This is a genomic window from Streptomyces sp. L7, assembly GCF_050990935.1.
Classification (GTDB): domain Bacteria; phylum Actinomycetota; class Actinomycetes; order Actinomycetales; family Microbacteriaceae; genus Leifsonia.
This window is the reverse complement of record NZ_CP194644.1, coordinates 579896-602808: the sequence shown is the minus strand read 5'-3', so window position 1 is coordinate 602808 and position 22913 is coordinate 579896. Positions and strand designations below refer to the sequence as shown.

Genomic DNA, 22913 nt, shown 5'->3' with positions numbered 1-22913 from the left:
TCCGGTCACGAGCGCACCTCCAAGCCTGCGCGCAGCAGTTCGTCCTTCACGTCGCCGATGGTCATCTCGCCCGAGTGGAACACGCTCGCCGCGAGCACGGCGTCCGCCCCGGCGTCGATCGCGGGGACGAAGTCGCCGATCGCGCCCGCGCCGCCCGAGGCGATGACCGGGACCCGGCTGATCGCCCGCATCTCGCGGATGAGCTCCAGGTCGAAGCCCTCCTTGGTGCCGTCGGCGTCGATCGAGTTGACCAGGAGCTCCCCGGCGCCGAGCTCGATCGCCCGCGCCGCCCACTCCAGGGCGTCGATCCCGGTCTCGGTGCGGCCGCCGTGCGTCGTGACCACGAAGCCGGAGGAGGTCGCCGCCGAGCGCTTGACGTCGAGCGAGAGCACGAGCACCTGCGCGCCGAAGCGCCGGGCGATCTCCGCCACCAGCTCCGGGCGGGCGATCGCGGCCGAGTTGACGCCGACCTTGTCGGCGCCGCTGCCCAGCAGCTTGGCGACGTCCTCCGTGCTGCGCACGCCGCCGCCGACCGTGAGCGGGATGAAGACCTGCTCGGCGGTCGCGCGCACCACGTCGTAGGTGGTCGCCCGGTCGTCGACCGTGGCCGTGACGTCGAGGAAGGTCAGCTCGTCCGCACCCTGCTCGAAGTACCGCCTCGCCAGCTCCACGGGATCGCCCTGGTCGCGCAGGTTCTGGAAGTTGACGCCCTTCACGACGCGTCCGGCGGCCACGTCGAGACAGGGGATGACCCGGACCGTGACGCTCATCAGATCCGCGCCGCGTGGATCGAGGTGACCAGGATCGCCCGGGCGCCGAGCTCGTAGAGTGCGTCCATGACGTGGTTGGTGCTGTCGCGCTTGATCATCACGCGCACCGCGACCCAGTCGGGCTCGCCGAGCGGTGACACAGTCGGCGACTCCACCCCGGGCGTGAGCGCGACGGCCTGCTCCAGCAGCGCGACCGGGAGGTTGTAGTCGACCAGCACGTACTGGCGGGCGACCATGACGCCCTGGAGCCGGCGGAGCAGGGTGTCGACGCCCGCCGCGGGCGACGGCGAGGAGACCAGCACGGCCTCGGACTCCAGGATGACCGGGCCGAAGATCTCCAGTCCCTGCTTGCGAAGCGTGGAGCCGGTCTCGACCACATCGGCGACCGCGTCCGCGACGCCGAGGCGCACCGCGGACTCCACCGCACCGTCGAGCTTGATCAGGGAGGCGTCCACGCCGTTCTCGGCGAGGAAGCCGCCGACCAGGCCGAGGTAGCTCGTGGCGACGCGCTTGCCCTCCAGGTCGGCGAGGTCGGTGTACGCGCCGGCCGGCCCGGCGAAGCGGAAGGTCGAGGCGGCGAAGTCGAGCGCCGCGATCTCGGCGGCGGGCGACTCCGAGTCGATCAGGAGGTCGCGTCCGGTGATGCCGACGTCGAGGGCGCCGGAGCCGACGTAGGTCGCGATGTCGCGCGGTCGGAGGTAGAAGAACTCCACCCCGTTGCGCGGGTCGGCGACGATGAGCTCCTTGGGGTCGCGGCGGCCGTTGTACCCGGCCTCGTGGAGCATCTGCGCCGCGGTCTCGGAGAGGGAGCCCTTGTTGGGAACGGCGATCTTCAGCATGGTGTGGTGGCTTTCGTGACGTGACTGACGGTGGCTACGGATTCATTCGGTCCAGGGCGGTCGTCACAGATGTCGGTACACGTCGGCCGGCGTGAGGCCCTTGGCCAGCAGGAGCACCTGGAGGTGGTAGAGGAGCTGGGAGATCTCCTCGGCCGTGGCCTCGTCGGACTCGTACTCGGCGGCCATCCAGACCTCGGCGGCCTCCTCCACGATCTTCTTTCCGATGGCGTGCACGCCCGCGTCCAGCTCGCGAACCGTCCCGGAGCCCTCCGGGCGGGCCTCGGCCTTCTCGCTGAGCTCGGCGAAGAGGTCGTCGAAGGTTTTCACCGTTACAGCGTACCGGTCATGGAGCGCGGGTCGCTCCGCGTGACGCCGCCCGGCGGCGGCGACCGTGCGTGATGTGCTAATGTCGCCAGGTCTCATCTGACATACCATCTCAACGAGGAGATCTCCTTGGCATCGACCGCCTCCCCCGTGTCCACCGGCCGCGCCGCGTTCTGGCCCCTGCTCCTGTGCTGGGTGATCGTCGCGCTGGACGGCTTCGACCTGGTGGTGCTCGGCACCGTCATCCCCACCCTGCTGAGCACGAAGGAGCTCGGCTTCGACGCCCAGGCCGCCACGGCGGTCGCCACGGCCGGGTTGATCGGCGTCGGCATCGGCGCGCTCACCGTCGGCCCGCTCGCCGACCGCTACGGCAGGAGGCTGTGCCTGCTGCTCTGCGTGACGGTGTTCTCGCTGTTCACGCTCGCCATCGTGATCGCCCCGAACGTGTTCGTCTTCGGGCTGCTCCGCGTGCTTGCCGGGCTGGCGCTGGGCGCCTGCCTGCCGGTCGCCATCGCGTACGTCACCGACCTGATGCCGGGCACGCGCGCGGGAGGGCGACCACCCTGACGATGACCGGCTACCACGCCGGCGCGGTCCTCACCGCGCTCATCGCCATGTCCGTCATCCCCGACTGGCGGATACTGTTCGTGATCGGCGGCGTCGCCGGGCTCGTCACCGTCCCGCTGATCCGGCTCGCCCTGCCCGAGGCACGCAGGGAGCGCACGGCGGCGCCACGCCCGACGGTGCGCCGGCTGGTCGAGCGGCGCTACGTCACGATCAGCGTCGGCGTCTGGGTGGCGTCCTTCATGGGGCTGCTGCTGGTCTACGGGCTCAACACCTGGCTGCCGCAGCTCATGCGCGACGCCGGCTACGGCTCCACCGACGCGCTCGGGCTCCTGCTCACCCTGAACGCGGGCGCCGTCACCGGCCTGGTCCTCGCGGGGATCGTCGCCGACCGGTCCGGGACCAAGCGGGTGGCGATGGTCTGGTTCGCGCTCGCGGCCGTGCTGCTGGCGATCCTCAGCGTCCGGATGGAGGAGGTGACGATGCTGTACGCAGCGGTCTTCGTCACCGGCGTCTTCGTGTTCTCGGCGCAGGTGCTCGTCTACGCGTTCATCACCCAGCTCTACCCGCAGGAGATCCGCGGCACCGCGCTCGGCTTCGCCGCGGGCATCGGCCGGCTCGGCGCGATCCTCGGCCCGGCGGTGACCGGGACGCTCGTCACGCTCGGCCTGGCCTACCCCGGCGGCTTCTACGTGTTCGCCGCGACGGCGCTGCTCGCGGTCGCCGCGCTGTCGATCATTCCCGCCCGCGCTCCCGCCGTGGTGACGGAGGCGGCGCCGGCACAGGGTTGACGGGGCGGCGGCGCCGCCCGTCCGCGAGGAGACTCAGTGGGCGTGCGCCGCCACCGCTGTCCGCAGGCGGGCGATCCGCTCCGCCGGCTGGCCGCGGAAGACACTGGACCCGGCAACGAACGTGTCTGCGCCGTTCTCCGCCGCCGTCACGATGGTCTCCTCCGTGATCCCGCCGTCGACCTGCAGCCAGACGTCCAGGCCCCGGGCCTCCACCGCCTCCCGCAGCGACCGCAGCTTGGGCATGGTCTCGGCCATGAACGACTGGCCGCCGAAGCCGGGCTCCACGGTCATCACCAGCACCTGGTCGAACTCCGGCAGCAGGTCGAGGTAGCCCTCGGCGGAGGTGCCGGGCTTGAGCGCGATCCCAGCACGGGCGCCGAGGGAGCGCAGCCGGCGAGCGAGGCCCACCGGGTCGGCCGCGGCCTCGGCGTGGAAGGTCACCGAGAACGCACCGAGCTCGGCGTAGCCGGGGGCCCAGCGGTCGGGGTCGTCGATCATCAGGTGCACGTCCAGCGGGATGGGGCTGACGTCCTGGATGCGTCCCACCATCTGCGGGCCGAACGTGAGGTTGGGCACGAAGTGGTTGTCCATGACGTCGACGTGCACCAGGTCGGCCGTGGCGATGGTGTGGAGGTCGCGCTCCAGGTTCACGAAGTCGGCCGCCAGGATGCTCGGGTTGATGCGCGTCACCATGACTCCAGCCTATGGGGCGGAGGCGGCGGAACCGGTCAGACGGGCTTCTCGAGCACGGCGATGAACATGGCGTCGGTCAGGTGGCGGTGCGGCCAGAGCTGGACGAAGTCGGAGTCGCCGGCGAGGTCGAGTCGATCCTCGGCGACGGACTGCACGATGTCCGCCGTCCCCACCGGCCGAAGGGAACCCCTGTGGCGGTCGAGGGCGTCTGCCACGATCGCCCGGGTCTCCGCGACGTGCGGCGAGCAGGTGACGTAGGCGAGGAGTCCGCCCGGCTTGAGCGCCGCCACGGCGGAGTCGACGAGCTGCGCCTGGAGGACGGTCAGCTCCGCCACATCGCGCGGGGTCTTCCGCCAGCGGGCCTCCGGCCTGCGCCGCAGCGCGCCGAGGCCCGTGCAGGGGGCGTCGAGCAGGATGCGATCGAACGTCTCCGGTTCCTCCGCGCCGATCGCGATGCCGTCACGCTCCCAGACCGGCACGTCGAGCGGCACGGCCGCGAGGGCGCGCCGGACAAGCTCGGCGCGGGCCGGCACCACCTCGTTCGCGACCAGGTCCGCACCGCCCGCGAGCGCTTCGGCGGCGAGCAGCGCCGCCTTGCCGCCGGGGCCGGCGCACAGGTCGAGCCAGCGCTCCCCCGGCTCGACCGGGCGGGCGCGGGTCAGCGCGAGCGCCGCAAGCTGAGAGCCTTCGTCCTGCACGCGGAGTCGGCCCTCCGCCCCGGCGACGAGTCCCTGCGGGTCGCCGCCGCCCGCGGTGAAGCCGACCGGCGAGAACCGGTCGGGGCGTGCGCCCTCTGGCGCGTCGGCAAGGCCGGGCAGCGCGACCAGGTTCACCCGTGGGGCGGCGTTGTCGGCCTCCAGCAGCGCCTCCAGCTCCTCGCCGCGGCCCTCGGACTCCAGCGAACGGTGGAAGGCGCGCACGATCCACGCCGGGTGCGAGCTGAGCGCGGCATAGCGCTCATCGTCGTTCTTCGCATCCGCCAGCACGCGGGCGCGCCACTCCTCCGGCGTCGAGCGGCCGATCTCACGGAGCACGCCGTTGACGAACCCGGTGCCGGAGCGGCTGCCGACCTGGCGCGCGAGGGCCACCGACTCGTTGACGGCGGCGTGCGACGCCACGCGCGTCGACAGGAGCTGGTGCGCGCCGAGCCGCAGGACGTCGAGCAGCGGCGGGTCGATCTTGTCCACGGTGCGTCCGGCGGCGCGGGCGATCACCCGGTCGTAGTAGCCCTGCATCCGCAAGGTGCCGTAGGTCAGCTCGGTGGCGAGCGCGGCGTCGGCCGGTGACAGTCCCGCCCGGGTGATGCGGCCGGGCAGCAGGAGGTTGGCGTAGGCGTCCGACTCGCGGACGGCGGAAATGACGTCGAGGGCGACCGTGCGGGACGGCTGGACGCGGGTGCGCTGCGCACTGCTGCGCCCGCGGTCGTTGCGCCGGTAGTCGTTCATGACAGCACCGCCTCCCCGCCGGCGCCGCGCCACCAGTCGGCGGCGTCCATCGCGCGTTTGCCCGCGGGCTGCACCGTGAGGAGTTCGAGCGGGGTCGTGCCTGTGCCCACCTCGATGCGGCCCTCGGTCGCTGCGACCACGCCGGCGGGGAGGGACAGCCCGGTGGCCGGACGCGCCGCGTGGATTTTGAACCGCTCGCCGTCGAGAAGCGCCCAGGCGCCCGGCTCCGGGGTCACCCCGCGCAGCCGTGCGTAGACCTCCTCCACCGGCTGACTCAGGTCGAGGTGGGCGTCGTCGATGGTCAGCTTGGGGGCGAGCATCGGCTCGCCGGACTGCGGCACGGCCTCCGCGGTGCCGTCCGCGAGGCCGGCGACGGTGTCCACGAGCAGCAGCGCGCCGTCGGAGGCCAGGGTGTCGAGCAGTTCCCCCGCCGTCGCGTCGGCCGGGATCGGGATCCGCAACTCGGAGAACACGTCCCCCGCGTCGAGCCCGGCCACAAGCTGGAACACGGCGGCCCCGGTCTCCGTGTCGCCGGCCATCACGGCGCGCTGGACGGGCGCGGCGCCCCGCCAACGCGGCAGGAGCGAGAAGTGCAGGTTGACCCAGCCGAGCCGCGGCGTCGAGAGCAGCGGCTCCCGGACCAGTCCGCCGTACGCGACGATCACGCCGAGGTCGGCCTCGAGGCGCGCGACCTGCTCGGTGACGCCGTCGTCCAGCCGGTTGGCCTTGATGACCGGGAGGTCGAGGGCGGCCGCGGCGTCGGCGACCGGCGACGGCGTCAGCACGCGCTTGCGGCCGAGCGGCGCGTCCTCGCGGGTGATGACGGCGGCGATGTCGAACCGCTCGGCGAGGGCGTTCAGGGAGGGGACGGCGACGGCGGGGGTGCCGGCGAAGACGAGTCGCATGTCAAGGTTCTTTCGGTCTGGTCCAGCCCCCGAGTCTACCCGCGCCCCGCACCTGCCGAAGGGCTCGAGGGGATCAGAGGATCTCGGGGTCGTCGAAGCGGACGCGGAGTGTCGGCGCGGGGCGGTAGCCGGGGCGGCCTCCCGGAGGCCGCCGGCGCTGGGTCGCGTTGCGCACCACCGTCGCCCGGACGGCCGCGGCGACCTCGGCGCCCTTCGCGTACTCGAACCGCAGGACGGCCCGGACCGTCTTCTCGTCGACCTCGGCCGGGCCGAGCACGTCGATCAGCAGGTCCGGATCGACCGCCTTCAGCACCCCGTCCACGGCCTCCGCGGCCCCCGTCACCGAGGCGAGCCGAACCGCGGGCGGGAACCGGAGCTGGCGGCGGTCGGCCAGCTCCTCGCGGGCGAACTCGACCTGGCGGCCCGTCGCGAAGTCGCGCGCGAGGTCGCCGGAGACGCCGACGAGCACGGTCGGCGCGCCCGCGGCGGCCAGCACCGCGGCGCTCATCCACCAGCGCAAGCAGTTCTCGGCGACGTGCAGCGTCTCATTCGCCAGCATCCGCTCGCCGTCGAGCAGCAGCACCGCCTGGTAGCCGCCCTCCGCGATCGGTTCGGCGCCGCGTGTGGCGACCACGAGCGCGGGGGCGGCGCCGACCCGCTGCACCGGATGGTCGCCGTCCGCGAGGATGACGCGCGTCCCCGGGAACGCACGGCCCAGCTCCTCGGCCGTCCGGCCGGAGCCGGGCGTCGCCATCCGCAGCTTCGTGTGCTCGCAACGGGTGCAGTGCCAGTCGGTGGCGAGCGCCCCGCACACGCCGCAGGACGGCGTCGCACCGGCCCGGCGCTGCCCGAGCGGGCCCTGGCAGCGGGTGCAGTGTGCCGCCTGACCGCAGTGCGCGCAGGACAGCACCGGCACGTAGCCCGGCCGGGCCACCTGGACGAGCACGGGGCCGGGCGGCCGCCCGCTCTCCCCGCTCAGCGCCTCCCGGGCCGCCCGCCACGCGGACGACGGGATGCGCGCAGCACGGGCGGCAGGCTCGTCGGCGCTCTGGTTGGCGGTCAGAACGACCTTCGCCGTGTGCGCGCGCTCCGGCCCGAGGTCGCGGAGCCAGCCGAGGTCGACCAGCCGCTGCGCTTCGACGCTGCGGACCAGCCCGCTCAGCACGAGGGCGCCGCCGTCCAGCTCCTGCCGGACGAGCGCGGCGTCCCGCGTGTGCACGTACGGGCTGAGCGGCTCGGCGAAGAGCGGGTCGCTGTCCTCCCACACCACGATCAAGCCGAGCCGGGCGGCAGGGGCGTAGACCACCGAGCGGTTGCCGATCACGATGCGCGGACCGGAGAGCGCGGCGAGAAAGCCCTGATAGCGTTCCGGGTTCGACTGGGCGGCGTCGGCGCGGACCACCGCGGACGCGGGGGCGATCGCCGCCAGCGCGGCCCCGAGCTGCTCCAGGTCGCGGTGGTCGGGCACGGCGACGATGGCGGTGCTGCCCGTGCGCCAGGTGGCGGTCGCGAGCGCGGCGAGCGTGATCGCCCACTCCCCGACCCACGTGCCGTCCGGGAGCCTGCTCAGTCGCGGGATCGGCCGGAGCGCGATCCGTTCCCCCGCCGCGACCGCGGTCTCCAGTACGCCGGCGCCGTAGCCGCGCACCGGGAACGCGGCGCGCTGAGCCTCGGCGGGCACGTCGGCGGAGGAGCCCGCCGTGCGCGCCGCCAGCCACGCCTTCTCCACCCGCACCATCCGCGGAGGCACGGCGAGCCGGAGGATGTCACTCGCGGTCCCGGCGCTGCGGTCGGCGAGCCGGCGCGCGAGCCGCCACACCGGCTCGGTGAGCACCGGCACCGGGGACACCACGGCCTCCAGCGGGCTCAGCGTTCCGGAGAACGCCTCGTCGGGCTCGGCGAGCTCCACGAGGTAGCCGTCGGCGACCCGTCCCGCCGAGCGCAACGGGACGCGCACCCGCACCCCGGGCACCGCCTGCTCCGCGAGCGCGTCAGGGACGCTGTAGTCGAAAAGATGGTCGAGCTGCGGGAGCGGCGAGTCCAGGGCCACACGGGCGACCGTGGCGGCCGCCGGCACGGCTACAGCCCCGCGGCGGAGCGCAGGTCGTCGACGCGGTCCAGCCGCTCCCAGGTGAAGTCGGGGAGGTCGCGGCCGAAGTGGCCGTAGGTCGCCGTCTGCGCGTAGATCGGCCGGAGCAGGTCGAGGTCGCGCACGATCGCCGCCGGTCGCAGGTCGAACACCTCGCGGATGGCGCGGATGATGCGCTCGTCGGAGACGTTGCCGGTGCCGAAGGACTCCACGTAGAGCCCGACCGGGGCGGCCTTGCCGATCGCGTACGCGATCTGCACCTCGAGCCGGTCCGCGAGGCCCGCCGCGACGGCGTTCTTGGCGACCCAGCGCATCGCGTAGGCGGCCGAGCGGTCGACCTTCGACGGGTCCTTGCCGGAGAACGCGCCGCCGCCGTGCCTGCTCGCGCCGCCGTAGGTGTCGACGATGATCTTGCGGCCGGTGAGCCCGGCGTCGCCCTTCGGGCCGCCGATCTCGAACCGGCCGGTCGGGTTGATGAGCGTGCGGATGTGCGCGGTCTCCAGCCCGGCGGCGTGCATGACCGGCGCGATGACCTCCTCGACGACCTCGGCCTGGAGCTGCTCGCTCGACACGTGCGGCGCATGCTGGGTGGAGAGCACGACGGTCTCCACCGTGCGCGGAGTGTGGCCCTCGTAGCCGATCGTCACCTGCGTCTTGCCGTCCGGGCGGAGGTAGTCGAGGGTGCCGTCCTTGCGCACGGCGGCGAGGCGCTCGGCGAGGCGGTGCGCGAGCCAGATCGGCTGCGGCATGTACTGCGGCGTCTCGGTGGTGGCGAACCCGAACATGATGCCCTGGTCGCCCGCGCCCTGGCGGTCGAGGTCGTCGGTGCTCTGCTCGGTGCGTGACTCGAACGCGTTGTCGACCCCTGAGCGATGTCGGGCGACTGCGCGCCGATGGAGACGGAGACGCCGCACTGGGTGCCGTCGAAGCTCACATCGGAGGAGTCGTAGCCGATCTCCACGATCTTCTCGCGCACCAGCGCGGGGATCTCGACGTAGCCGTTCGTCGTCACCTCGCCGGCGACGTGGACCAGCCCGGTGGTGACCAGCGTCTCGACGGCGACGCGGCTGTGCGGGTCGACCGCGAGCAGCGCGTCGAGGATGCTGTCGGAGATCTGGTCGCAGATCTTGTCGGGGTGACCTTCGGTGACCGACTCCGACGTGAAGAGGCGCAGATCTGCCATTGTTCTCCTTGATCGCGGCATGGCGGCACGTCCAGGGATGCCGTGGCCCTGGTCGACGACTAGACGACGACGTCCAAGATACGGTCGGCCACCGACAGCTTGCTCCCCGAGGCCTCCATCACTATATCGCCGCCCCTGCGGAGGACCACGACCTCGTTGCTCTCCGTTGCGAAGCCCTGCTCCCAGCCGACCTGGTTGAGGACGAGGAAGTCGCTGCCCTTGGCGGCCAGCTTGGTGCGGCCCAGCTCGATGAGCGTCGAGGGGTCCGCCTCGGTCTCGGCGGCGAAGCCGACGACGACCTGGCCCTCGCGCTTGGCGGCCGAGAGGCCGGCGAGGATGTCCGGGTTGGCGACCAGTTCGAGCGTGAGGGTCTGGCCCGCCTCGGACTTCTTGATCTTGGAGTCGCGCATGACGGCGGGCCGGTAGTCGGCGACGGCGGCCGTCATCACGACCACATCGGCCGAGCGCGCGGCCTCGGTGACGGCCTCCTGCAGCTCCAGCGCGGTCTGCACCTCGATGAGCTCGACGCCCTCGGGCGGCTCGACCTCCAGGTGCGCGGCGATCAGGACGACCTCGGCGCCGCGGGCCTGCGCCGCCGCAGCGACGGCGACGCCCTGCCGGCCGCTCGACCGGTTGCCGAGGAATCGCACCGGGTCCAGCGGCTCCCGGGTGCCGCCGGCGGTGACGACGACGCGCTTGCCCGCGAGGTCGACGCCCCCACGCGGCCGGCGCGAGGCCTCGTTGGCGCGGCGGCGCTCGGAGAGCACCACGACATCGGCGACGGGCTCCGGCACGGCGGACACCGCCAGGCGCGGCGAGATGCCGGCGGCGCGCAGCGCGGCGCGCACGATCACCTCCGGCTCCTCCATGCGGCCCGGGCCGGAGTCGGCGCCGGTGAGCTGTCCAGAGGCCGGGCCGACGACGGTGACGCCGCGGCTGCGCAGCGTGGCCACGTTGGCGACCGTCGCGGGGTTGCGCCACATCTCGGTGTGCATCGCCGGGGCGACCACGAGCGGAGCGGTCGAGGCCAGGACGGTGTTGCCGAGCAGGTCGTCCGCGATGCCGGCGGCGAGTTTCGCCAGGGTGTTCGCGGTCGCCGGGGCGATGACGATGAGGTCGGCGGACTGGCCGATGGCCACGTGCCGCACCTCGGCGACACCCTCGTAGAGGTCGGTCGCGACGGGGTTGCGGCTGATCGCCTCGAGCGTCGGACGGCCGACGAACCGCAGCGCGGCCTCCGTCGCCACGACGTGCACCGAGTGCCCTTCCAGCACCAGTGCGCGGATGACCCCGACAGCCTTGTACGCGGCGATGCCGCCGGTCACTCCGACGACGACGGTCAATCGTGGGCTCACGGCGGCATCTCCTCCAGCCAGCGGGACACGGTCCCGGCTGTGGTCGTTCTCTTGCGCTCGGTCTGCGGCTCTCTGTCTGCCGGAAGGGCCCGGAGGTTACTCCGCGGCCAGCGGCTTGATGACGAGCTTGTCCTCGTTGATCTCGTGCAGTGCGACCGAGAGGGGCTTGTCGTCGACCGAGGAGTCGACCAGCGGGCCGACGTTGTCGAACAGGCTGCCCTCGTGCAGGTCGGCGTAGTAGTCGTTGATCTGGCGTGCACGCTTGGAGGCGAAGATGACCAGCGCGTACTTGGACTCGACCCGGGCGAGGAGTTCGTCGATGGGCGGGTCGATGATGCCTTTGTTGGTGGTTGCCATTGCGGTAACCCTCTCTGTTGTGCTTCCGGGGCTCGCGGTGTCGAGACGCGGAGAAACTGCGGTAAAGCGCCGGGCGTGACGCGACGATCGTGATCCTACGGGCGCGACGGCGCCGCACGGACCTTCATCAAGTCTACGACCTCCCGGGCGGCGTCAGCGACCGTGTGGTTGACCACACGGTAGTCGAACTCGTCCTGAGCGGCCAGTTCCACCTTGGCGGTCTCCAGCCGGCGCTGCTGCTCGGCGGCCTCCTCGGTGCCGCGGCCGATCAGGCGCCTGACCAGCTCGTCCCAGGTCGGCGGAAGCAGGAAGATCAGCCGCGCCTCCGGCATGGACTCGCGGACCTGGCGGGCGCCCTGGAGGTCGATCTCCAGCAGTACGCTCTTGCCCTGCTCCAGCGCCGCCTCGATCGGTCCGCGCGGCGTGCCGTAACGGTACGCGTTGTGCACGGTGGCGTGCTCCAGGAGCTCGCCGGCCTCGATCATCCGGTCGAACTCGGCGTCGTCGACGAAGTAGTAGTTGACGCCGTCGACCTCGCCGGGGCGCGGTGCGCGCGTGGTGGCGGAGACCGAGAGCAGCACATCCGGGTAGTTCTCGCGGATGTAGGTGGAGACCGTGCCTTTGCCGACCGCGGTCGGGCCGGCCAGCACGACGAGCTGATTGCGGCGGCGACCCGCGCGGTTCTCGCGCTCGATCAGGTACTCGCGGAGCTTCAGGCGCTGGTGCCTGCCGAGGCCGCCGAGCCGTTTGGCCGGCGAGATGGCGAGCCGCTGCAAGGCTTCCTGCATCTTCGTGGTCCCGATCGCGGGAACGCTCAGCAGGAACTCGGTGACCCGCAGCCGGCCCTCCACACCGTCGGGCGCGGCGGTCGCGCGGTCGAGGACGACCAGGGGCGAGACCTCCCGAGAGGCGATGGCGCTCTTGACGGCGGCACGCGCGCGGCGGGCCGCGACGGCGGCCGCCGACGCGGCGGTCCGGTCGACCTCCGGCGGGGCGGGGCGGCGGGAGGCGGTGGTCGGCTCAGCCATGGCTGGCACGCACCTCCTCGGCGCGGCGGCCGATGGCCTCGGCGAGGCCGTCCGGCCCTGCGGCCAGCAGCCCGCGGGACTCGCTCACGATCACCCCGGGCGCGAAGGCTCCGAACAGGCGGTCGACGTCCTCGACGCGGGCGCCCTGGTGGCCGAACCCGGGCGCGAGCACGGGGACGGCCGGGGCGGCGGTCGCGGTGTCGATCCCGTACTCCCCCAGCGCGACGGTGGCGCCGAGCACCAGACCGACTGTGCCGAAGGGATGCGGAGGCTGCTCCTGGTTGAACGCGTGCACGTCTTCGATGATCGCACGGGCGACCGTCATCCCGGCACGGGGGCCGTCGGCGACGACCGCCTGCTGGATGGCCGCGGCCTCCGGGTTGGAGGTCGCCGCGAGCACGAACAGGCCCTTGCCTGCCGACTCGGCGAGGCGCATCGGCTCCGCGATCGAGCCGACGCCCTGGAAGGCGGCGATCGTCATGGCGTCGGCCTCCAGCGGCGAGCCCGGGGTCAGCCACGCCTCGGCGTAGGCCGCGACGCTCGTGCCGATGTCGCCGCGCTTCGCGTCGGCGATCACCAGCAGCCCGGCGTCGCGCGCCGCGCGGACGACGTCCTCCAGCGCCGCGTACCCCGCGGATCCGTAGCGCTCGAAGAAGGCCACCTGCGGTTTCACGATCCCGGCGCGTCCCGCCGCGGCCTCCACCACGCGCAGGCCGAACGCACGCACGCCGGCGGCAGAGGCCTCCAGGCCCCAGTCCGCCAGCAGGTGCGCGTGCGGGTCGATGCCGACGCACAGGCGCCCCTGCGCACCGAACGCCGCGGCCAGCCGGTCGCCGAACGACGCCGACGCCGAGGAGGTCGAACTGAGCTCCGTCACGCCCGTGCGGCCCTCTGCAGTGCGTACTCCTGCAGCGACGTCACCTCGAAGCCCTCGCGCACCGCGTCGAGCGACGCGACGGCGGCGCTCAGCTCGGCGATCGTGGTGAACAGCGGCTTGTCGCCGGCCACCGCGGCGGCGCGGATCTCGTACCCGTCGGCGCGGGCGGACCGGCCGCTCGGGGTGTTGATGACGACATCCACCTCGTTGCGCGTGATGAGCCCGACGACCGAGTCCTCCTCCGGCGCCTCGCTGAACTTGCGCACGATGCGCGCGGCGATGCCGTTGCGGTTCAGCACCTCGGCGGTGCCCTCGGTGGCGACGATGTCGTAGCCGAGCTGCTTCAGGCGCAGCACCGGGAGCACGATCGCGCGCTTGTCGCGGTCGGACACCGAGACGAACACGGTGCCCTCCAGCGGCATGCCGCCGTAGGCCGCGGCCTGGCTCTTCGCGAACGCGGTCGGGAAGTCGCGGTCGATGCCCATGACCTCGCCGGTCGAGCGCATCTCCGGGCCGAGCACCGAGTCGACGATCTTGCCCTCGCGGGTGCGGAACCGCTTGAACGGCAGCACGGCCTCTTTGACGGCGACCGGCGAGTCCATCGGGATGACCGAACCGTCGGCCTCCGGCAGCAGGCCCTCCTCGATCAGGCCGGTGACGGTGTCGCCGACCATGATCCGGGAGGCGGCCTTGGCGAGCGGGATGCCGAGCGCCTTGGAGACGAACGGGACGGTGCGCGACGCCCGCGGGTTGGCCTCCAGCACGTAGAGCACTCCGGCGCCGATCGCGAACTGCACGTTCAGCAGTCCGCGGACGCCGATGCCCTCGGCGATCTTCAGCGTCGCCTCGCGCACCCGGTCGATCTCGCGGCGACCCAGCGTGATCGGCGGCAGGGTGCAGCTCGAGTCGCCGGAGTGGATGCCGGCTTCCTCGATGTGCTCCATGACGCCGCCGATGTAGAGCCGCTCGCCGTCGTACAGGGCGTCCACGTCGATCTCGATCGCGTCGTCCAGGAACCGGTCGACCAGCAGCGGGTGCGACGGGCCGACGATGCCCTGGCCCGCGACGCGCTCGAAGTAGTCCGCGAGGGAGGCGGTGTCGTAGACGATCTCCATGCCGCGACCGCCGAGCACGAAGCTGGGGCGGACCAGGACCGGGTAGCCGATCTGCTCCGCGGCGTGCGCGGCGCTCGGGAAGTCGATCGCCGTGGCGTTCTTCGGGGCCAGCAGCCCCGCGCTCTCGAGGATCCCGGCGAACAGGCCGCGCTCCTCCGCCAGGTCGATGGCCTCCGGCGTGGTGCCGAGGATCGGGACGCCGGCCGCCTCCAGGCCCTTCGCGAGGCCGAGGGCGGTCTGGCCGCCGAGCTGCACGACGACGCCGACCAGCTCGCCGGACTGCGACTCGGCGTGGATGACCTCCAGCACGTCCTCGAGCGTCAGCGGCTCGAAGTACAGGCGGTCGGAGGTGTCGTAGTCGGTCGAGACCGTCTCCGGGTTGCAGTTGATCATGATCGTCTCGAACCCGGCGTCGTGCAGCGCGAACGACGCGTGCACGCAGGAGTAGTCGAACTCGACGCCCTGGCCGATGCGGTTCGGGCCGGAGCCGAGGATGACGACCTTGCGGCTGTCGTTCGCCACGACCTCCGTCTCCTCGTCGTAGCTCGAGTAGTGGTACGGCGTGAGCGCGGGGAACTCGCCTGCACAGGTGTCGACCGTCTTGTAGACCGGGCGCACGCCGAGGATGTGCCGCACCTCGCGGACGTCGGCCTCGCCGAAGCCGCGCAGCTCGCCGATCTGGGCGTCGGAGAAGCCGTGGTCCTTGGCGTAGCGGAGCGTGTCGGTGTCGAGGGTCTCGGCGTCGCGGAGCTGCTCGGCGACCTCGTTGATGAGGACGATCTGGTCGATGAACCAGGGGTCGATCTTGGTGGCCTCGAAGACCTGCTCGGGCGTCGCTCCGAGGCGGAGCGCCTGCTGCACGTCGACGATCCGGCCGTCGGTCGGGGTCGCGATCGACTCCAGCAGCTCCTCCACGGTGCGGGACTCGTGGCCCCAGTGGAAGGACGAGCCGCGCTTCTCCAGCGAGCGGAGCGCCTTCTGCAGCGCGCTCGTGAAGCTGCGGCCGATCGCCATCGCCTCGCCCACCGACTTCATGGTGGTGGTCAGGGTCGGGTCGGCGGCCGGGAACTTCTCGAATGCGAACCGCGGCACCTTCACCACGACGTAGTCGAGCGTGGGCTCGAAGCTCGCCGGGGTCACCTGCGTGATGTCGTTGGGGATCTCGTCCAGCCGGTAGCCGATGGCGAGCTTCGCGGCGATCTTGGCGATCGGGAAGCCGGTGGCCTTCGACGCCAGCGCCGACGAGCGCGAGACGCGCGGGTTCATCTCGATGACGATGATCCGGCCGTTCTCCGGGTTCACAGCGAACTGGATGTTGCAGCCGCCGGTGTCGACGCCCACCGCGCGGATGATGTCGATGCCGATGTCGCGCAGCTTCTGGTACTCGCGGTCGGTCAGCGTCAGCGCGGGCGCGACCGTGATCGAGTCGCCGGTGTGCACGCCGACCGGGTCGACGTTCTCGATCGAGCAGACGACCACCGTGTTGTCGGAGGTGTCGCGCATCAGCTCGAGCTCGTACTCCTTCCAGCCGAGGATGGACTCCTCCAGCAGCACCTCGCTGGTCGGGCTCTGGTGGATGCCGTCGCCGGCGATGCGGCGCAGGTCCTCCGGTGTGTAGGCGAAGCCCGAGCCGAGGCCGCCCATCGTGAACGACGGACGGACGACGAGCGGGTAGCCGAGGTCCTCGGCGAACTCCAGTGCCTCCTCGACGGTGTGGGCGATGTGCGACCGCGCCACCTCCGCGCCGGCCTCGACCACGAGGTCCTTGAAGATCTGGCGGTCCTCGCCCTTCCGGATGGCCTCGAACTTGGCGCCGATCAGCTCGACGCCGTACTTCTCCAGGATGCCGTGCTCGTGGAGCTGCATGGCCGCGTTGAGCGCGGTCTGGCCGCCGAGGGTCGGCAGGATCGCGTCCGGCTTCTCCTTGGCGATGATGGTCTCGATGACCTCCCAGGTGATCGGCTCGACGTAGGTGGCGTCGGCGAAGTCCGGGTCGGTCATGATGGTGGCCGGGTTGGAGTTCACCAGGATGACGCGGACGCCCTCCTGCTTGAGCACGCGGCAGGCCTGGGTGCCGGAGTAATCGAATTCGCAGGCCTGGCCGATGACGATCGGGCCGGACCCGATGACCAGGACGGAGTGGATGTCGTCGCGCTTGGGCATCAGTCGGTGCCTTCCTGGTTCTGGTCGTTCTGAGAACCGGCCTCGCGCTTGTGAATCATCTCAAGGAACCGGTCGAAGAGGTAGTTGGCGTCGTGCGGGCCTGCCGCCGCCTCCGGGTGGTACTGCACGCTGAAGGCGTCGATGTCGAGGCAGTTCAGGCCCTCCACGACGTTGTCGTTGAGGCTGAAGTGGCTGACCTCCACCTGGCCGAAGCCGGCCGGCGAGTCGAAGGTGGCGTCGATCGGCGCCTTGACCGCGAAGCCGTGGTTCTGAGCGGTGATCTCCACGCGGCCCGTGCGCTTGTCGAGCACCGGCTGGTTGATCCCGCGGTGGCCGAACGGCAGCTTGTACGTGGTGAGGCCGAGCGCACGGCCCAGGAGCTGGTTGCCGAAGCAGATGCCGAAGTACGGCAGCCCGGCGCGCAGCGTCTCCTGCAGGAGCTCGACGTGCTTGTCGGAGGCCCTCGGGTCTCCCGGGCCGTTCGAGAAGAACAGCGCGGACGGGTTGAGGCTGAGGACGTGCTCCGCGGTGACCTGCTGCGGGAGGACGTGGACGTCGAGCCCGCGCGCCGCGAGGTTCTCGAGCGTGGACTTCTTGACGCCCAGGTCGAGGACCGCGACCGACCCGACGCGCTCGCCGACCGCCGGCACCGTGTAGGGCTCGACGGTGGAGACCTCGGCCGAGAGGTTGCGGCCCGACATCTTCGCGCCGGACAGCACGAGTTCGAGCTGCTCGGAGTCGCTCAGCCCGAAGTCCTCGCCGGAGAAGATCCCGGCGCGCATGGCGCCCGCCGAGCGGATGTGCCGGGTGACGGCGCGGGTGTCGATCCCGCTGATGCCCACGACGCGCTGCTCGACGAGGTCGTCGTCGAGGCTGCGCTGGGCGCGGAAGTTCGAGACGACCCGGCTGGGGTCGCGGACGACGAAGCCGTCCACCCAGATCCGGCGGGACTCCATGTCCTCGTCGTTCATGCCGGTGTTGCCGATGTGCGGCGCCGTCATGAGGACGATCTGGCCCGCGTAGGACGGGTCGGTCAGGGTCTCCTGGTAGCCGGTCATGCCGGTGGCGAAGACCGCCTCGCCGAGCGTCCGCCCGCGGGCGCCGTAGGCCCGGCCCACGTAGCGCTTCCCGTCTTCGAGGACGAGCACGGCAGGTTCTGCTGCGGTCACGTCACACCTCGCTTTCATCAGTACTGAGGGGCGTCGAACCGCCCGGGAGGATGTCTTCGACGGCCGCGGTCAGCAGACCGCGCCCGGCCGGGTCCACGACCCGGAAGAAGCTGTCGGCGGCCGCGCCGCCGCTGGTGTTCCAGCCGAGCCGGAGCAGGCCATCCCGCTCCACGACCCGGTCGATCGTGACCGTGGCCGCGCCGACGCCGGTGAGGGCCGCCGCAGGGATGAACACCGGCTGCTCCCCGGTGACCCGGAGCAGCACGCCGTCGGCGGAGACCTCCACCGTGCCGCGGCCGCGGTAGGACAACCCCGGCAGCGCCAGGCGCTCCAGCGACTCGCCGGCCTTGGTGGTGGCGACGTAGAGCACCTCGGAGAACGCGGTCACCGCCGCTGCGGTCTCGGGCGCCGGGTAGCCGCCGCCCGCCGGGGCGTCGCGTCGCACGCGGCGGCGCCAGCCCACGAGGGCGAGCGCCAGCACGACGATGACGACGAGGAGGATGCCGATGGTCGGCAGGAGCTTATCCACGGGCCGCCTCCAGGTCCTCGACCACCGTGCCGTCGAGCACGGTCGCGTAGCCGCGGTGGAAGGTCGCCACCACGCGGCCCGGCAGCGTCATCGACAGGTAGGGCGAGTTGACGCCCTTCCCCGCGAGGTCGCCGGTCGAGAACTCCCGCGAGGCGGCCGGGTCGTAGAGGAACAGCTCGGCCGGCGCGCCGGTCTCCAGCGGGAGACCGTGGCCGTCCAGCCGGCCGATCCGGGCCGGCGCGGCCGCGAGCACGCGGGCGATGTCGGTCCAGCCGAGGAGGCCGTTGTCGACCACCGAGGCCTGCACGACCGAGAGCGCGGACTCGAGGCCGACCATGCCGAAGGCCGCGGCGTCCCACTCGCAGTCCTTGGACTCCACCGGGTGCGGGGCGTGGTCGGTCGCGACGATGTCGATCGTCCCGTCCGCGAGGCCGGCGCGCAGCGCCTCCACGTCCTCCGCCCGGCGCAGCGGCGGATTCACCTTGTAGCGGGCGTCGTAGCCGGCGGCGAGCTCCTCGGTCAGCAGCAGGTGGTGCGGCGTCACCTCGGCCGTGACGTCGACGCCGCGCGCCTTCGCCCAGCGGATGACGTCGACCGAGCCGGCGGTCGAGACGTGGCAGACGTGCAGCCGGGAGCCGACGTGCTCGGCGAGGAGCACGTCCCGGGCGATGATCGACTCCTCGGCGACCGCCGGCCAGCCCGTCAGGCCCAGCTCGCCGGACAGCGCGCCTTCGTTCATCTGGGCGCCCTCGGTGAGCCGTGGCTCCTGCGCGTGCTGGGCGATCACGCCGCCGAACGCCTTGACGTACTCCAGCGCGCGGCGCATCAGCAGCGGGTCGGAGACGCACTTGCCGTCGTCGGAGAAGACCCGCACCTTCGCGCGCGAGTCGGCCATCGCGCCGAGCTCGGCGAGCCGCTCCCCCGCCAGGCCGACGGTCACGGCGCCGATCGGCTGAACGGTCGCGTAGCCCGCGGCCTCGCCCAGCCGGAGCACCTGCTCCACGACGCCGGCGGTGTCGGCGACCGGGGAGGTGTTCGCCATCGGGAAGACCGCCGTGAAGCCTCCTGCCGCGGCCGCGCGCGTTCCGGTGAGGACGGTCTCGCTCTGCTCGTAACCGGGCTCGCGCAGGTGGGTGTGGAGGTCGACCAGGCCGGGAAGGGCGATCAGGCCGTCCGCGTCGATCACGGTCGCTCCGGCGCTGCTCGCGTCATTGCCCGTGCCGGCGATCCGCCCATCGGCGAGCAGGAGATCGGTACGCGTGCCGTCGGCCAGAGTCGCGCCGCGGATCAGGAACCTCTGCGTCGGGCTCTCACTCATCGCACACCACCATCGTTCGTCGTCTGCCCATCGTTCGTGTGGGAACTGTTGTCGCCTCCGGAGAGCAGCAGGTACAGTGCGGCCATTCGCACGGACACTCCGTTGGCGACCTGCTCCCGCACCGTCGACCGCGGCGAGTCGGCGGCGGCCGCCGAGATCTCCAGCCCGCGGTTCATCGGTCCCGGGTGCATCACAATGCTATCGGCCTCGAGCCGGCCCAGCCGTTCGTCGTCCAGCCCCCAGCGCCGCGCGTACTCGCGCTCGGACGGGAAGTAGGCCGCGTGCATCCGCTCGCCCTGGATGCGGAGCATCATCACCACGTCCGGGCCGGCGTCGATCGCCGCGTCCAGGTCGTACCCGATCGCGGCCGGCCAGCCCGACACGTCGACCGGCAGCAGGGTGGGCGGCGCGACCAGCGTCACCTTCGCGCCGAGGGTCTGCAGCAGCCAGACGTTGGAGCGGGCGACCCGGGAGTGCAGGATGTCGCCGACGATCGTCACCGTCACGCCGTCGAGGTCGTGTCCGCGCGACGAGCGGCCGTGCAGACGCCTGCGCATCGTGAAGGCGTCGAGCAGGGCCTGGGTCGGGTGCTCGTGGGTGCCGTCGCCGGCGTTGAGCACGCCCGCGTCGATCCAGCCGCTGGTCGCGAGGGTCTGCGGGGCGCCGGAGGCGCTGTGCCGTACGACGACCGCGTCCGCGCCCATCGCTGCGAGCGTCTGCGCGGTGTCCTTCAGGCTTTCGCCCTTGGAGACGCTGGAGCCCTTGGCGGAGAAGTTGATGACGTCCGCCGAGAGCCGTTTCGCCGCCGCCTCGAACGAGATGCGCGTGCGGGTGGAGTCCTCGAAGAACAGGTTGACCACTGTCTTGCCACGCAGGGTCGGCAGCTTCTTGACCTCGCGGTCCTGCACGTCGGCCATGTCCTCGGCGACGTCGAGCAGCGTGATCGCGTCGTCGCGCGACAGCGTCTTGGTGCTGAGCAGGTGCCTCATGCGCGCGCTCCCTCCTCTGCGGTGCTCCCGGCCGGCTCCGCAATGGTCACGGACTCCTCGCCGTCGACCTCCGCCAGCCGGACGAAGATCCGCTCCGAGGCCGCAGACGGCAGGTTCTTGCCGACGAAGTCCGCCCGGATCGGCAGCTCGCGGTGCCCGCGGTCGACCAGGACGGCCAGTCGCACGGCCCGCGGCCTCCCCAGGTCGCTGAGCGCGTCGAGCGCCGCGCGGATGGTACGGCCCGAGAAGAGCACATCGTCCACCAGCACGACGGTGCGACCGTCGATCGAGCCCGGCAGCGAGGTCGGCTGCGGCGCCCGCGTGGGATGCCGCGACAGGTCGTCGCGGTACATCGTCACATCGAGGGCGCCGACGATGTCGTCGGGCGACGCGACCGAGTCCGGCTCGATCCGCTGGATGTTCTCGGCGATCCGGCGGGCGAGCACGACGCCGCGCGTGGGGATCCCCAGGATCACCAGGTCGTTCGTTCCCCGGTTGGACTCAAGGATCTCGTGCGAGATCCGAGTCAACGCCCGGGCGATGTCAGCCTGTTGCAGCACGGTGCGCGCTGTCATGCCGACCTCCTTCCCCGCCTCACAGGACGGCTGTTAAAGGATGCCAATTGGGTCGAGCCTAGCAGGCTCGGCGCCGGTCACCGGCCGAGGAAGCTCGCGAACTCCTTCATGTCGCTGATCGAGCCGGTGTACTGCTTGCCGTCCACCAGGACGGTAGGCGTGCCCTGGATATTGTCGAGCACCTTCTTGCCGTCGACGGTGATCGGGCCGCTCTGCGAGTGCGCCGTGTTCGCCTGCGCCCAGGCCTGATACGGCCCGCTGCGGTCGATGCACCCGGAGATGTCGGTGATGCCGTGGTCCGTCGCGAGCTTGGCGAGCTGCTTGTCGGTCAGGCCGCTGGAGTTCTCCTCCGGCTGGTCCGCGAACAGCGCCTGGTAGTAGTCGAGCGTGCGCTCCGGGTCGTGCACGGCCACGCAGACCAGCGCCGCCGAGGCACGGGTGGAATAGCCGGTGCCGTTCGACGCGCGATCCAGGAACGTCAGCGGATGCAGCCGGAGCGTGATCGAGCCGTCCTTCACCGCATTCGCGAGGGTCGCGCCGTTCGACTTCTCGAACGCACCGCAGACCGGGCACATCGGGTCGAACCAGACGTCGACCTTCTTCGGGCCGGAGCCCGCCGAGACGTAGCCGCCGTCGAAGTTCGCCGCGCCATCGGTTCCGGTCGCCGGCTTGGCCGTCGCGACAGGGACGTTCGAGTTGCCGCCGAGCAGCGAGCACGAGGCGACGCCCGCGGTCACGGCGACCGCGAGCACCGCGGCGGCGACGATCCGGCGGAGCCGGCGCGGTGAGCTCATGCGCGCTGCGGGCGGTTCTGCGCGATCTTCGCCAGCAGCCCGTTCACGAAGCCCGCCGAGTCGTCCGTGGACAGCACGGTCGCGGCCTCCACAGCCTCCGAGATCGCAACGCCGTCCGGCACCTCATCGTTGAAGAGCAGCTCCCAGACGCCGATGCGCAGGATGGCGCGGTCGACGGCGGGCATCCGCGCCAGGGTCCAGCCCTGGGCGTACGTCTCGATCTGCTCGTCGATCTCGTCCTGGTGGTCGATCACGCCGTCCACGATCTCGCGGGCGTACAGCCAGGAGGCCTCACGCGTCGGCTCACTGGCCGCGCGCTCCGCCTCCGCCGCCAGCGCCTGCGGCAGCGTGAGCTGTCGCAGGTCAGCGCTGAACAGCACGTCGAGGGCGCGCTTGCGCGCCTTGGTCCTGGCGCTCACTAGTCGTTGACGCGGCCGAGGTAGTCGCCGGTGCGGGTGTCGACCTTGACCCTGGTGCCGGTCTCCAGGAACAGCGGGACCTGGATCTGGTAGCCGGTCTCCACGGTCGCGGGCTTGGTGCCGCCGGTGGAGCGGTCGCCCTGCAGGCCCGGCTCGGTGTAGGTGATCTCCAGGACGACGGAGGCCGGGAGCTCGACGTAGAGCGGCGAGCCCTCGTGCAGCGCGACGGTCACGTTCTGGTTCTCGAGCATGAAGTTGGCGGAGTCTCCGACGATCGGTCCCGGGATGGTGATCTGGTCGTAGTCGCTGGTGTCCATGAAGACGAAGTCGGCGCCGTCCTGGTACAGATACTGGTAGTCGCGGCGGTCGACGTTAGTGATCTCGATCTTCGCGCCCGCGTTGTAGGTGCGGTCGACCGTCTTGCCGGTCGTGACGTTCTTCAGCTTCGTACGGACGAACGCTCCACCCTTGCCCGGCTTGACGTGCTGGAACTCGATGACGCTCCAGAGCTGTCCGTCGATGTTGAGGACGATGCCGTTCTTGATGTCAGCGGTCGATGCCATGCCAGAGTTCCATTCGCTTTGCGGAAGATTCGGGTGGGAGCGGCGCCCTGCACCGTCCA

General features: G+C 71.8%; 21 protein-coding genes and 3 pseudogenes. 2 read left to right on the top strand and 22 right to left on the bottom strand.

Features of this window, described 5'->3' with window-relative positions:
- Positions 1 to 5: 5 nt before the first annotated feature.
- The 3 genes from hisF to ACR5MH_RS02980 form a co-directional block, all read right to left on the bottom strand.
- Positions 6 to 770 (bottom strand): imidazole glycerol phosphate synthase subunit HisF, encoded by a 765-nt coding sequence (hisF, locus tag ACR5MH_RS02990; RefSeq protein WP_431350039.1) that lies wholly within the window; start codon positions 768 to 770, stop codon positions 6 to 8.
- Complete coding sequence (gene hisG / locus ACR5MH_RS02985; protein WP_431350040.1) at positions 770 to 1609, bottom strand: ATP phosphoribosyltransferase; 840 nt, start codon at positions 1607 to 1609, stop codon at positions 770 to 772. Before hisG ends, hisF begins: the two co-directional genes overlap by 1 nt.
- A 63-nt stretch (positions 1610 to 1672) precedes the next feature.
- Positions 1673 to 1936 carry a phosphoribosyl-ATP diphosphatase gene (locus tag ACR5MH_RS02980; protein WP_431350041.1) on the bottom strand — a complete coding sequence of 88 codons (264 nt, stop codon included), beginning with the start codon at positions 1934 to 1936 and terminating at the stop codon, positions 1673 to 1675.
- Positions 1937 to 2083: 147 nt separating this feature from the next.
- Here ACR5MH_RS02980 and ACR5MH_RS02975 point away from each other — a divergent pair.
- Positions 2084 to 2781 (top strand): annotated as a pseudogene (locus ACR5MH_RS02975) (MFS transporter); the annotation flags it as partial.
- On the top strand, positions 2776 to 3288 hold the full coding sequence (locus ACR5MH_RS02970; protein WP_433862596.1) for an MFS transporter: 513 nt from the start codon (positions 2776 to 2778) through the stop codon (positions 3286 to 3288). The pseudogene ACR5MH_RS02975 and the gene ACR5MH_RS02970, both read left to right, overlap by 6 nt.
- Before the next feature lie 33 nt (positions 3289 to 3321).
- Here ACR5MH_RS02970 and rpe read toward each other — a convergent pair whose 3' ends face one another.
- The 19 genes and pseudogenes from rpe to efp form a co-directional block, all read right to left on the bottom strand.
- Positions 3322 to 3981, bottom strand: coding sequence for a ribulose-phosphate 3-epimerase (rpe, locus tag ACR5MH_RS02965; RefSeq protein WP_433862267.1), 660 nt, complete (start codon positions 3979 to 3981; stop codon positions 3322 to 3324).
- A gap of 35 nt (positions 3982 to 4016) precedes the next feature.
- Positions 4017 to 5426 carry an RsmB/NOP family class I SAM-dependent RNA methyltransferase gene (locus tag ACR5MH_RS02960; protein ID WP_433862266.1) on the bottom strand — a complete coding sequence of 470 codons (1410 nt, stop codon included), beginning with the start codon at positions 5424 to 5426 and terminating at the stop codon, positions 4017 to 4019.
- Positions 5423 to 6331, bottom strand: a complete 909-nt coding sequence (gene fmt, locus ACR5MH_RS02955) for a methionyl-tRNA formyltransferase (protein WP_431350044.1) — start codon at positions 6329 to 6331, stop codon at positions 5423 to 5425. The genes ACR5MH_RS02960 and fmt overlap by 4 nt, the downstream gene beginning before the upstream one ends.
- Positions 6332 to 6404: 73 nt before the next feature.
- Positions 6405 to 8408 (bottom strand): primosomal protein N', encoded by a 2004-nt coding sequence (locus ACR5MH_RS02950; protein WP_431350045.1) that lies wholly within the window; start codon positions 8406 to 8408, stop codon positions 6405 to 6407.
- 2 nt (positions 8409 to 8410) lie between these two features.
- Positions 8411 to 9603 (bottom strand): annotated as a pseudogene (gene metK, locus ACR5MH_RS02945) (methionine adenosyltransferase).
- A 59-nt stretch (positions 9604 to 9662) separates the two neighbouring features.
- Positions 9663 to 10958: a bifunctional phosphopantothenoylcysteine decarboxylase/phosphopantothenate synthase gene (locus ACR5MH_RS02940; RefSeq protein WP_433862265.1), complete on the bottom strand. Its 1296-nt coding sequence runs from the start codon at positions 10956 to 10958 to the stop codon at positions 9663 to 9665.
- A 96-nt stretch (positions 10959 to 11054) separates the two neighbouring features.
- Entirely contained in the window at positions 11055 to 11315 is a 261-nt protein-coding gene (gene rpoZ / locus ACR5MH_RS02935) for a DNA-directed RNA polymerase subunit omega (RefSeq protein ID WP_431350047.1), read from the bottom strand.
- A 95-nt stretch (positions 11316 to 11410) separates the two neighbouring features.
- Positions 11411 to 12010: a guanylate kinase gene (gene gmk / locus ACR5MH_RS02930; RefSeq protein ID WP_433862595.1), complete on the bottom strand. Its 600-nt coding sequence runs from the start codon at positions 12008 to 12010 to the stop codon at positions 11411 to 11413.
- Positions 12011 to 12025: 15 nt separating this feature from the next.
- Positions 12026 to 12343 (bottom strand): annotated as a pseudogene (gene mihF, locus ACR5MH_RS02925) (integration host factor, actinobacterial type); the annotation flags it as partial.
- A complete protein-coding gene (gene pyrF / locus ACR5MH_RS02920; RefSeq protein ID WP_433862264.1) occupies positions 12336 to 13220 on the bottom strand; it encodes an orotidine-5'-phosphate decarboxylase in 885 nt (294 codons plus the stop codon). The pseudogene mihF and the gene pyrF, both read right to left, overlap by 8 nt.
- Positions 13217 to 16498: a carbamoyl-phosphate synthase large subunit gene (gene carB / locus ACR5MH_RS02915; protein ID WP_431350049.1), complete on the bottom strand. Its 3282-nt coding sequence runs from the start codon at positions 16496 to 16498 to the stop codon at positions 13217 to 13219. The genes pyrF and carB overlap by 4 nt, the downstream gene beginning before the upstream one ends.
- Entirely contained in the window at positions 16498 to 17667 is a 1170-nt protein-coding gene (carA, locus tag ACR5MH_RS02910; RefSeq protein ID WP_433862263.1) for a glutamine-hydrolyzing carbamoyl-phosphate synthase small subunit, read from the bottom strand. The genes carB and carA overlap by 1 nt, the downstream gene beginning before the upstream one ends.
- A gap of 1 nt (position 17668) precedes the next feature.
- Complete coding sequence (locus ACR5MH_RS02905) at positions 17669 to 18196, bottom strand: hypothetical protein (protein WP_431350051.1); 528 nt, start codon at positions 18194 to 18196, stop codon at positions 17669 to 17671.
- On the bottom strand, positions 18189 to 19514 hold the full coding sequence (locus tag ACR5MH_RS02900) for a dihydroorotase (RefSeq protein ID WP_431350052.1): 1326 nt from the start codon (positions 19512 to 19514) through the stop codon (positions 18189 to 18191). Before ACR5MH_RS02900 ends, ACR5MH_RS02905 begins: the two co-directional genes overlap by 8 nt.
- Complete coding sequence (locus tag ACR5MH_RS02895) at positions 19511 to 20503, bottom strand: aspartate carbamoyltransferase catalytic subunit (RefSeq protein WP_431350053.1); 993 nt, start codon at positions 20501 to 20503, stop codon at positions 19511 to 19513. The genes ACR5MH_RS02900 and ACR5MH_RS02895 overlap by 4 nt, the downstream gene beginning before the upstream one ends.
- Entirely contained in the window at positions 20500 to 21078 is a 579-nt protein-coding gene (pyrR, locus tag ACR5MH_RS02890; RefSeq protein ID WP_431350054.1) for a bifunctional pyr operon transcriptional regulator/uracil phosphoribosyltransferase PyrR, read from the bottom strand. Before pyrR ends, ACR5MH_RS02895 begins: the two co-directional genes overlap by 4 nt.
- A gap of 77 nt (positions 21079 to 21155) precedes the next feature.
- The gene (locus ACR5MH_RS02885; protein ID WP_431350055.1) at positions 21156 to 21872 is read right to left on the bottom strand and encodes a DsbA family protein; all 717 of its coding nucleotides are present in this window, start codon (positions 21870 to 21872) and stop codon (positions 21156 to 21158) included.
- Positions 21869 to 22291 carry a transcription antitermination factor NusB gene (gene nusB / locus ACR5MH_RS02880; RefSeq protein ID WP_431350056.1) on the bottom strand — a complete coding sequence of 141 codons (423 nt, stop codon included), beginning with the start codon at positions 22289 to 22291 and terminating at the stop codon, positions 21869 to 21871. The genes ACR5MH_RS02885 and nusB overlap by 4 nt, the downstream gene beginning before the upstream one ends.
- The gene (gene efp, locus ACR5MH_RS02875; RefSeq protein ID WP_185277247.1) at positions 22291 to 22854 is read right to left on the bottom strand and encodes an elongation factor P; all 564 of its coding nucleotides are present in this window, start codon (positions 22852 to 22854) and stop codon (positions 22291 to 22293) included. The genes nusB and efp overlap by 1 nt, the downstream gene beginning before the upstream one ends.
- Positions 22855 to 22913 lie beyond the last annotated feature (59 nt).

Excerpts from the sequence above, each read along its gene's own strand:
- hisF (WP_431350039.1), bottom strand. The coding sequence starts at position 770 with ATGAGCGTCACGGTCCGGGTCATCCCCTGTCTCGACGTGGCCGCCGGA.
- hisG (WP_431350040.1), bottom strand. The coding sequence starts at position 1,609 with ATGCTGAAGATCGCCGTTCCCAACAAGGGCTCCCTCTCCGAGACCGCG.
- rpe (WP_433862267.1), bottom strand. The coding sequence starts at position 3,981 with ATGGTGACGCGCATCAACCCGAGCATCCTGGCGGCCGACTTCGTGAAC.
- ACR5MH_RS02960 (WP_433862266.1), bottom strand. The coding sequence starts at position 5,426 with ATGAACGACTACCGGCGCAACGACCGCGGGCGCAGCAGTGCGCAGCGC.
- fmt (WP_431350044.1), bottom strand. The coding sequence starts at position 6,331 with ATGCGACTCGTCTTCGCCGGCACCCCCGCCGTCGCCGTCCCCTCCCTG.
- rpoZ (WP_431350047.1), bottom strand. The coding sequence starts at position 11,315 with ATGGCAACCACCAACAAAGGCATCATCGACCCGCCCATCGACGAACTC.
- carB (WP_431350049.1), bottom strand. The coding sequence starts at position 16,498 with ATGCCCAAGCGCGACGACATCCACTCCGTCCTGGTCATCGGGTCCGGC.
- ACR5MH_RS02900 (WP_431350052.1), bottom strand. The coding sequence starts at position 19,514 with ATGAGTGAGAGCCCGACGCAGAGGTTCCTGATCCGCGGCGCGACTCTG.
- ACR5MH_RS02895 (WP_431350053.1), bottom strand. The coding sequence starts at position 20,503 with ATGAGGCACCTGCTCAGCACCAAGACGCTGTCGCGCGACGACGCGATC.
- pyrR (WP_431350054.1), bottom strand. The coding sequence starts at position 21,078 with ATGACAGCGCGCACCGTGCTGCAACAGGCTGACATCGCCCGGGCGTTG.
- ACR5MH_RS02885 (WP_431350055.1), bottom strand. The coding sequence starts at position 21,872 with ATGAGCTCACCGCGCCGGCTCCGCCGGATCGTCGCCGCCGCGGTGCTC.
- efp (WP_185277247.1), bottom strand. The coding sequence starts at position 22,854 with ATGGCATCGACCGCTGACATCAAGAACGGCATCGTCCTCAACATCGAC.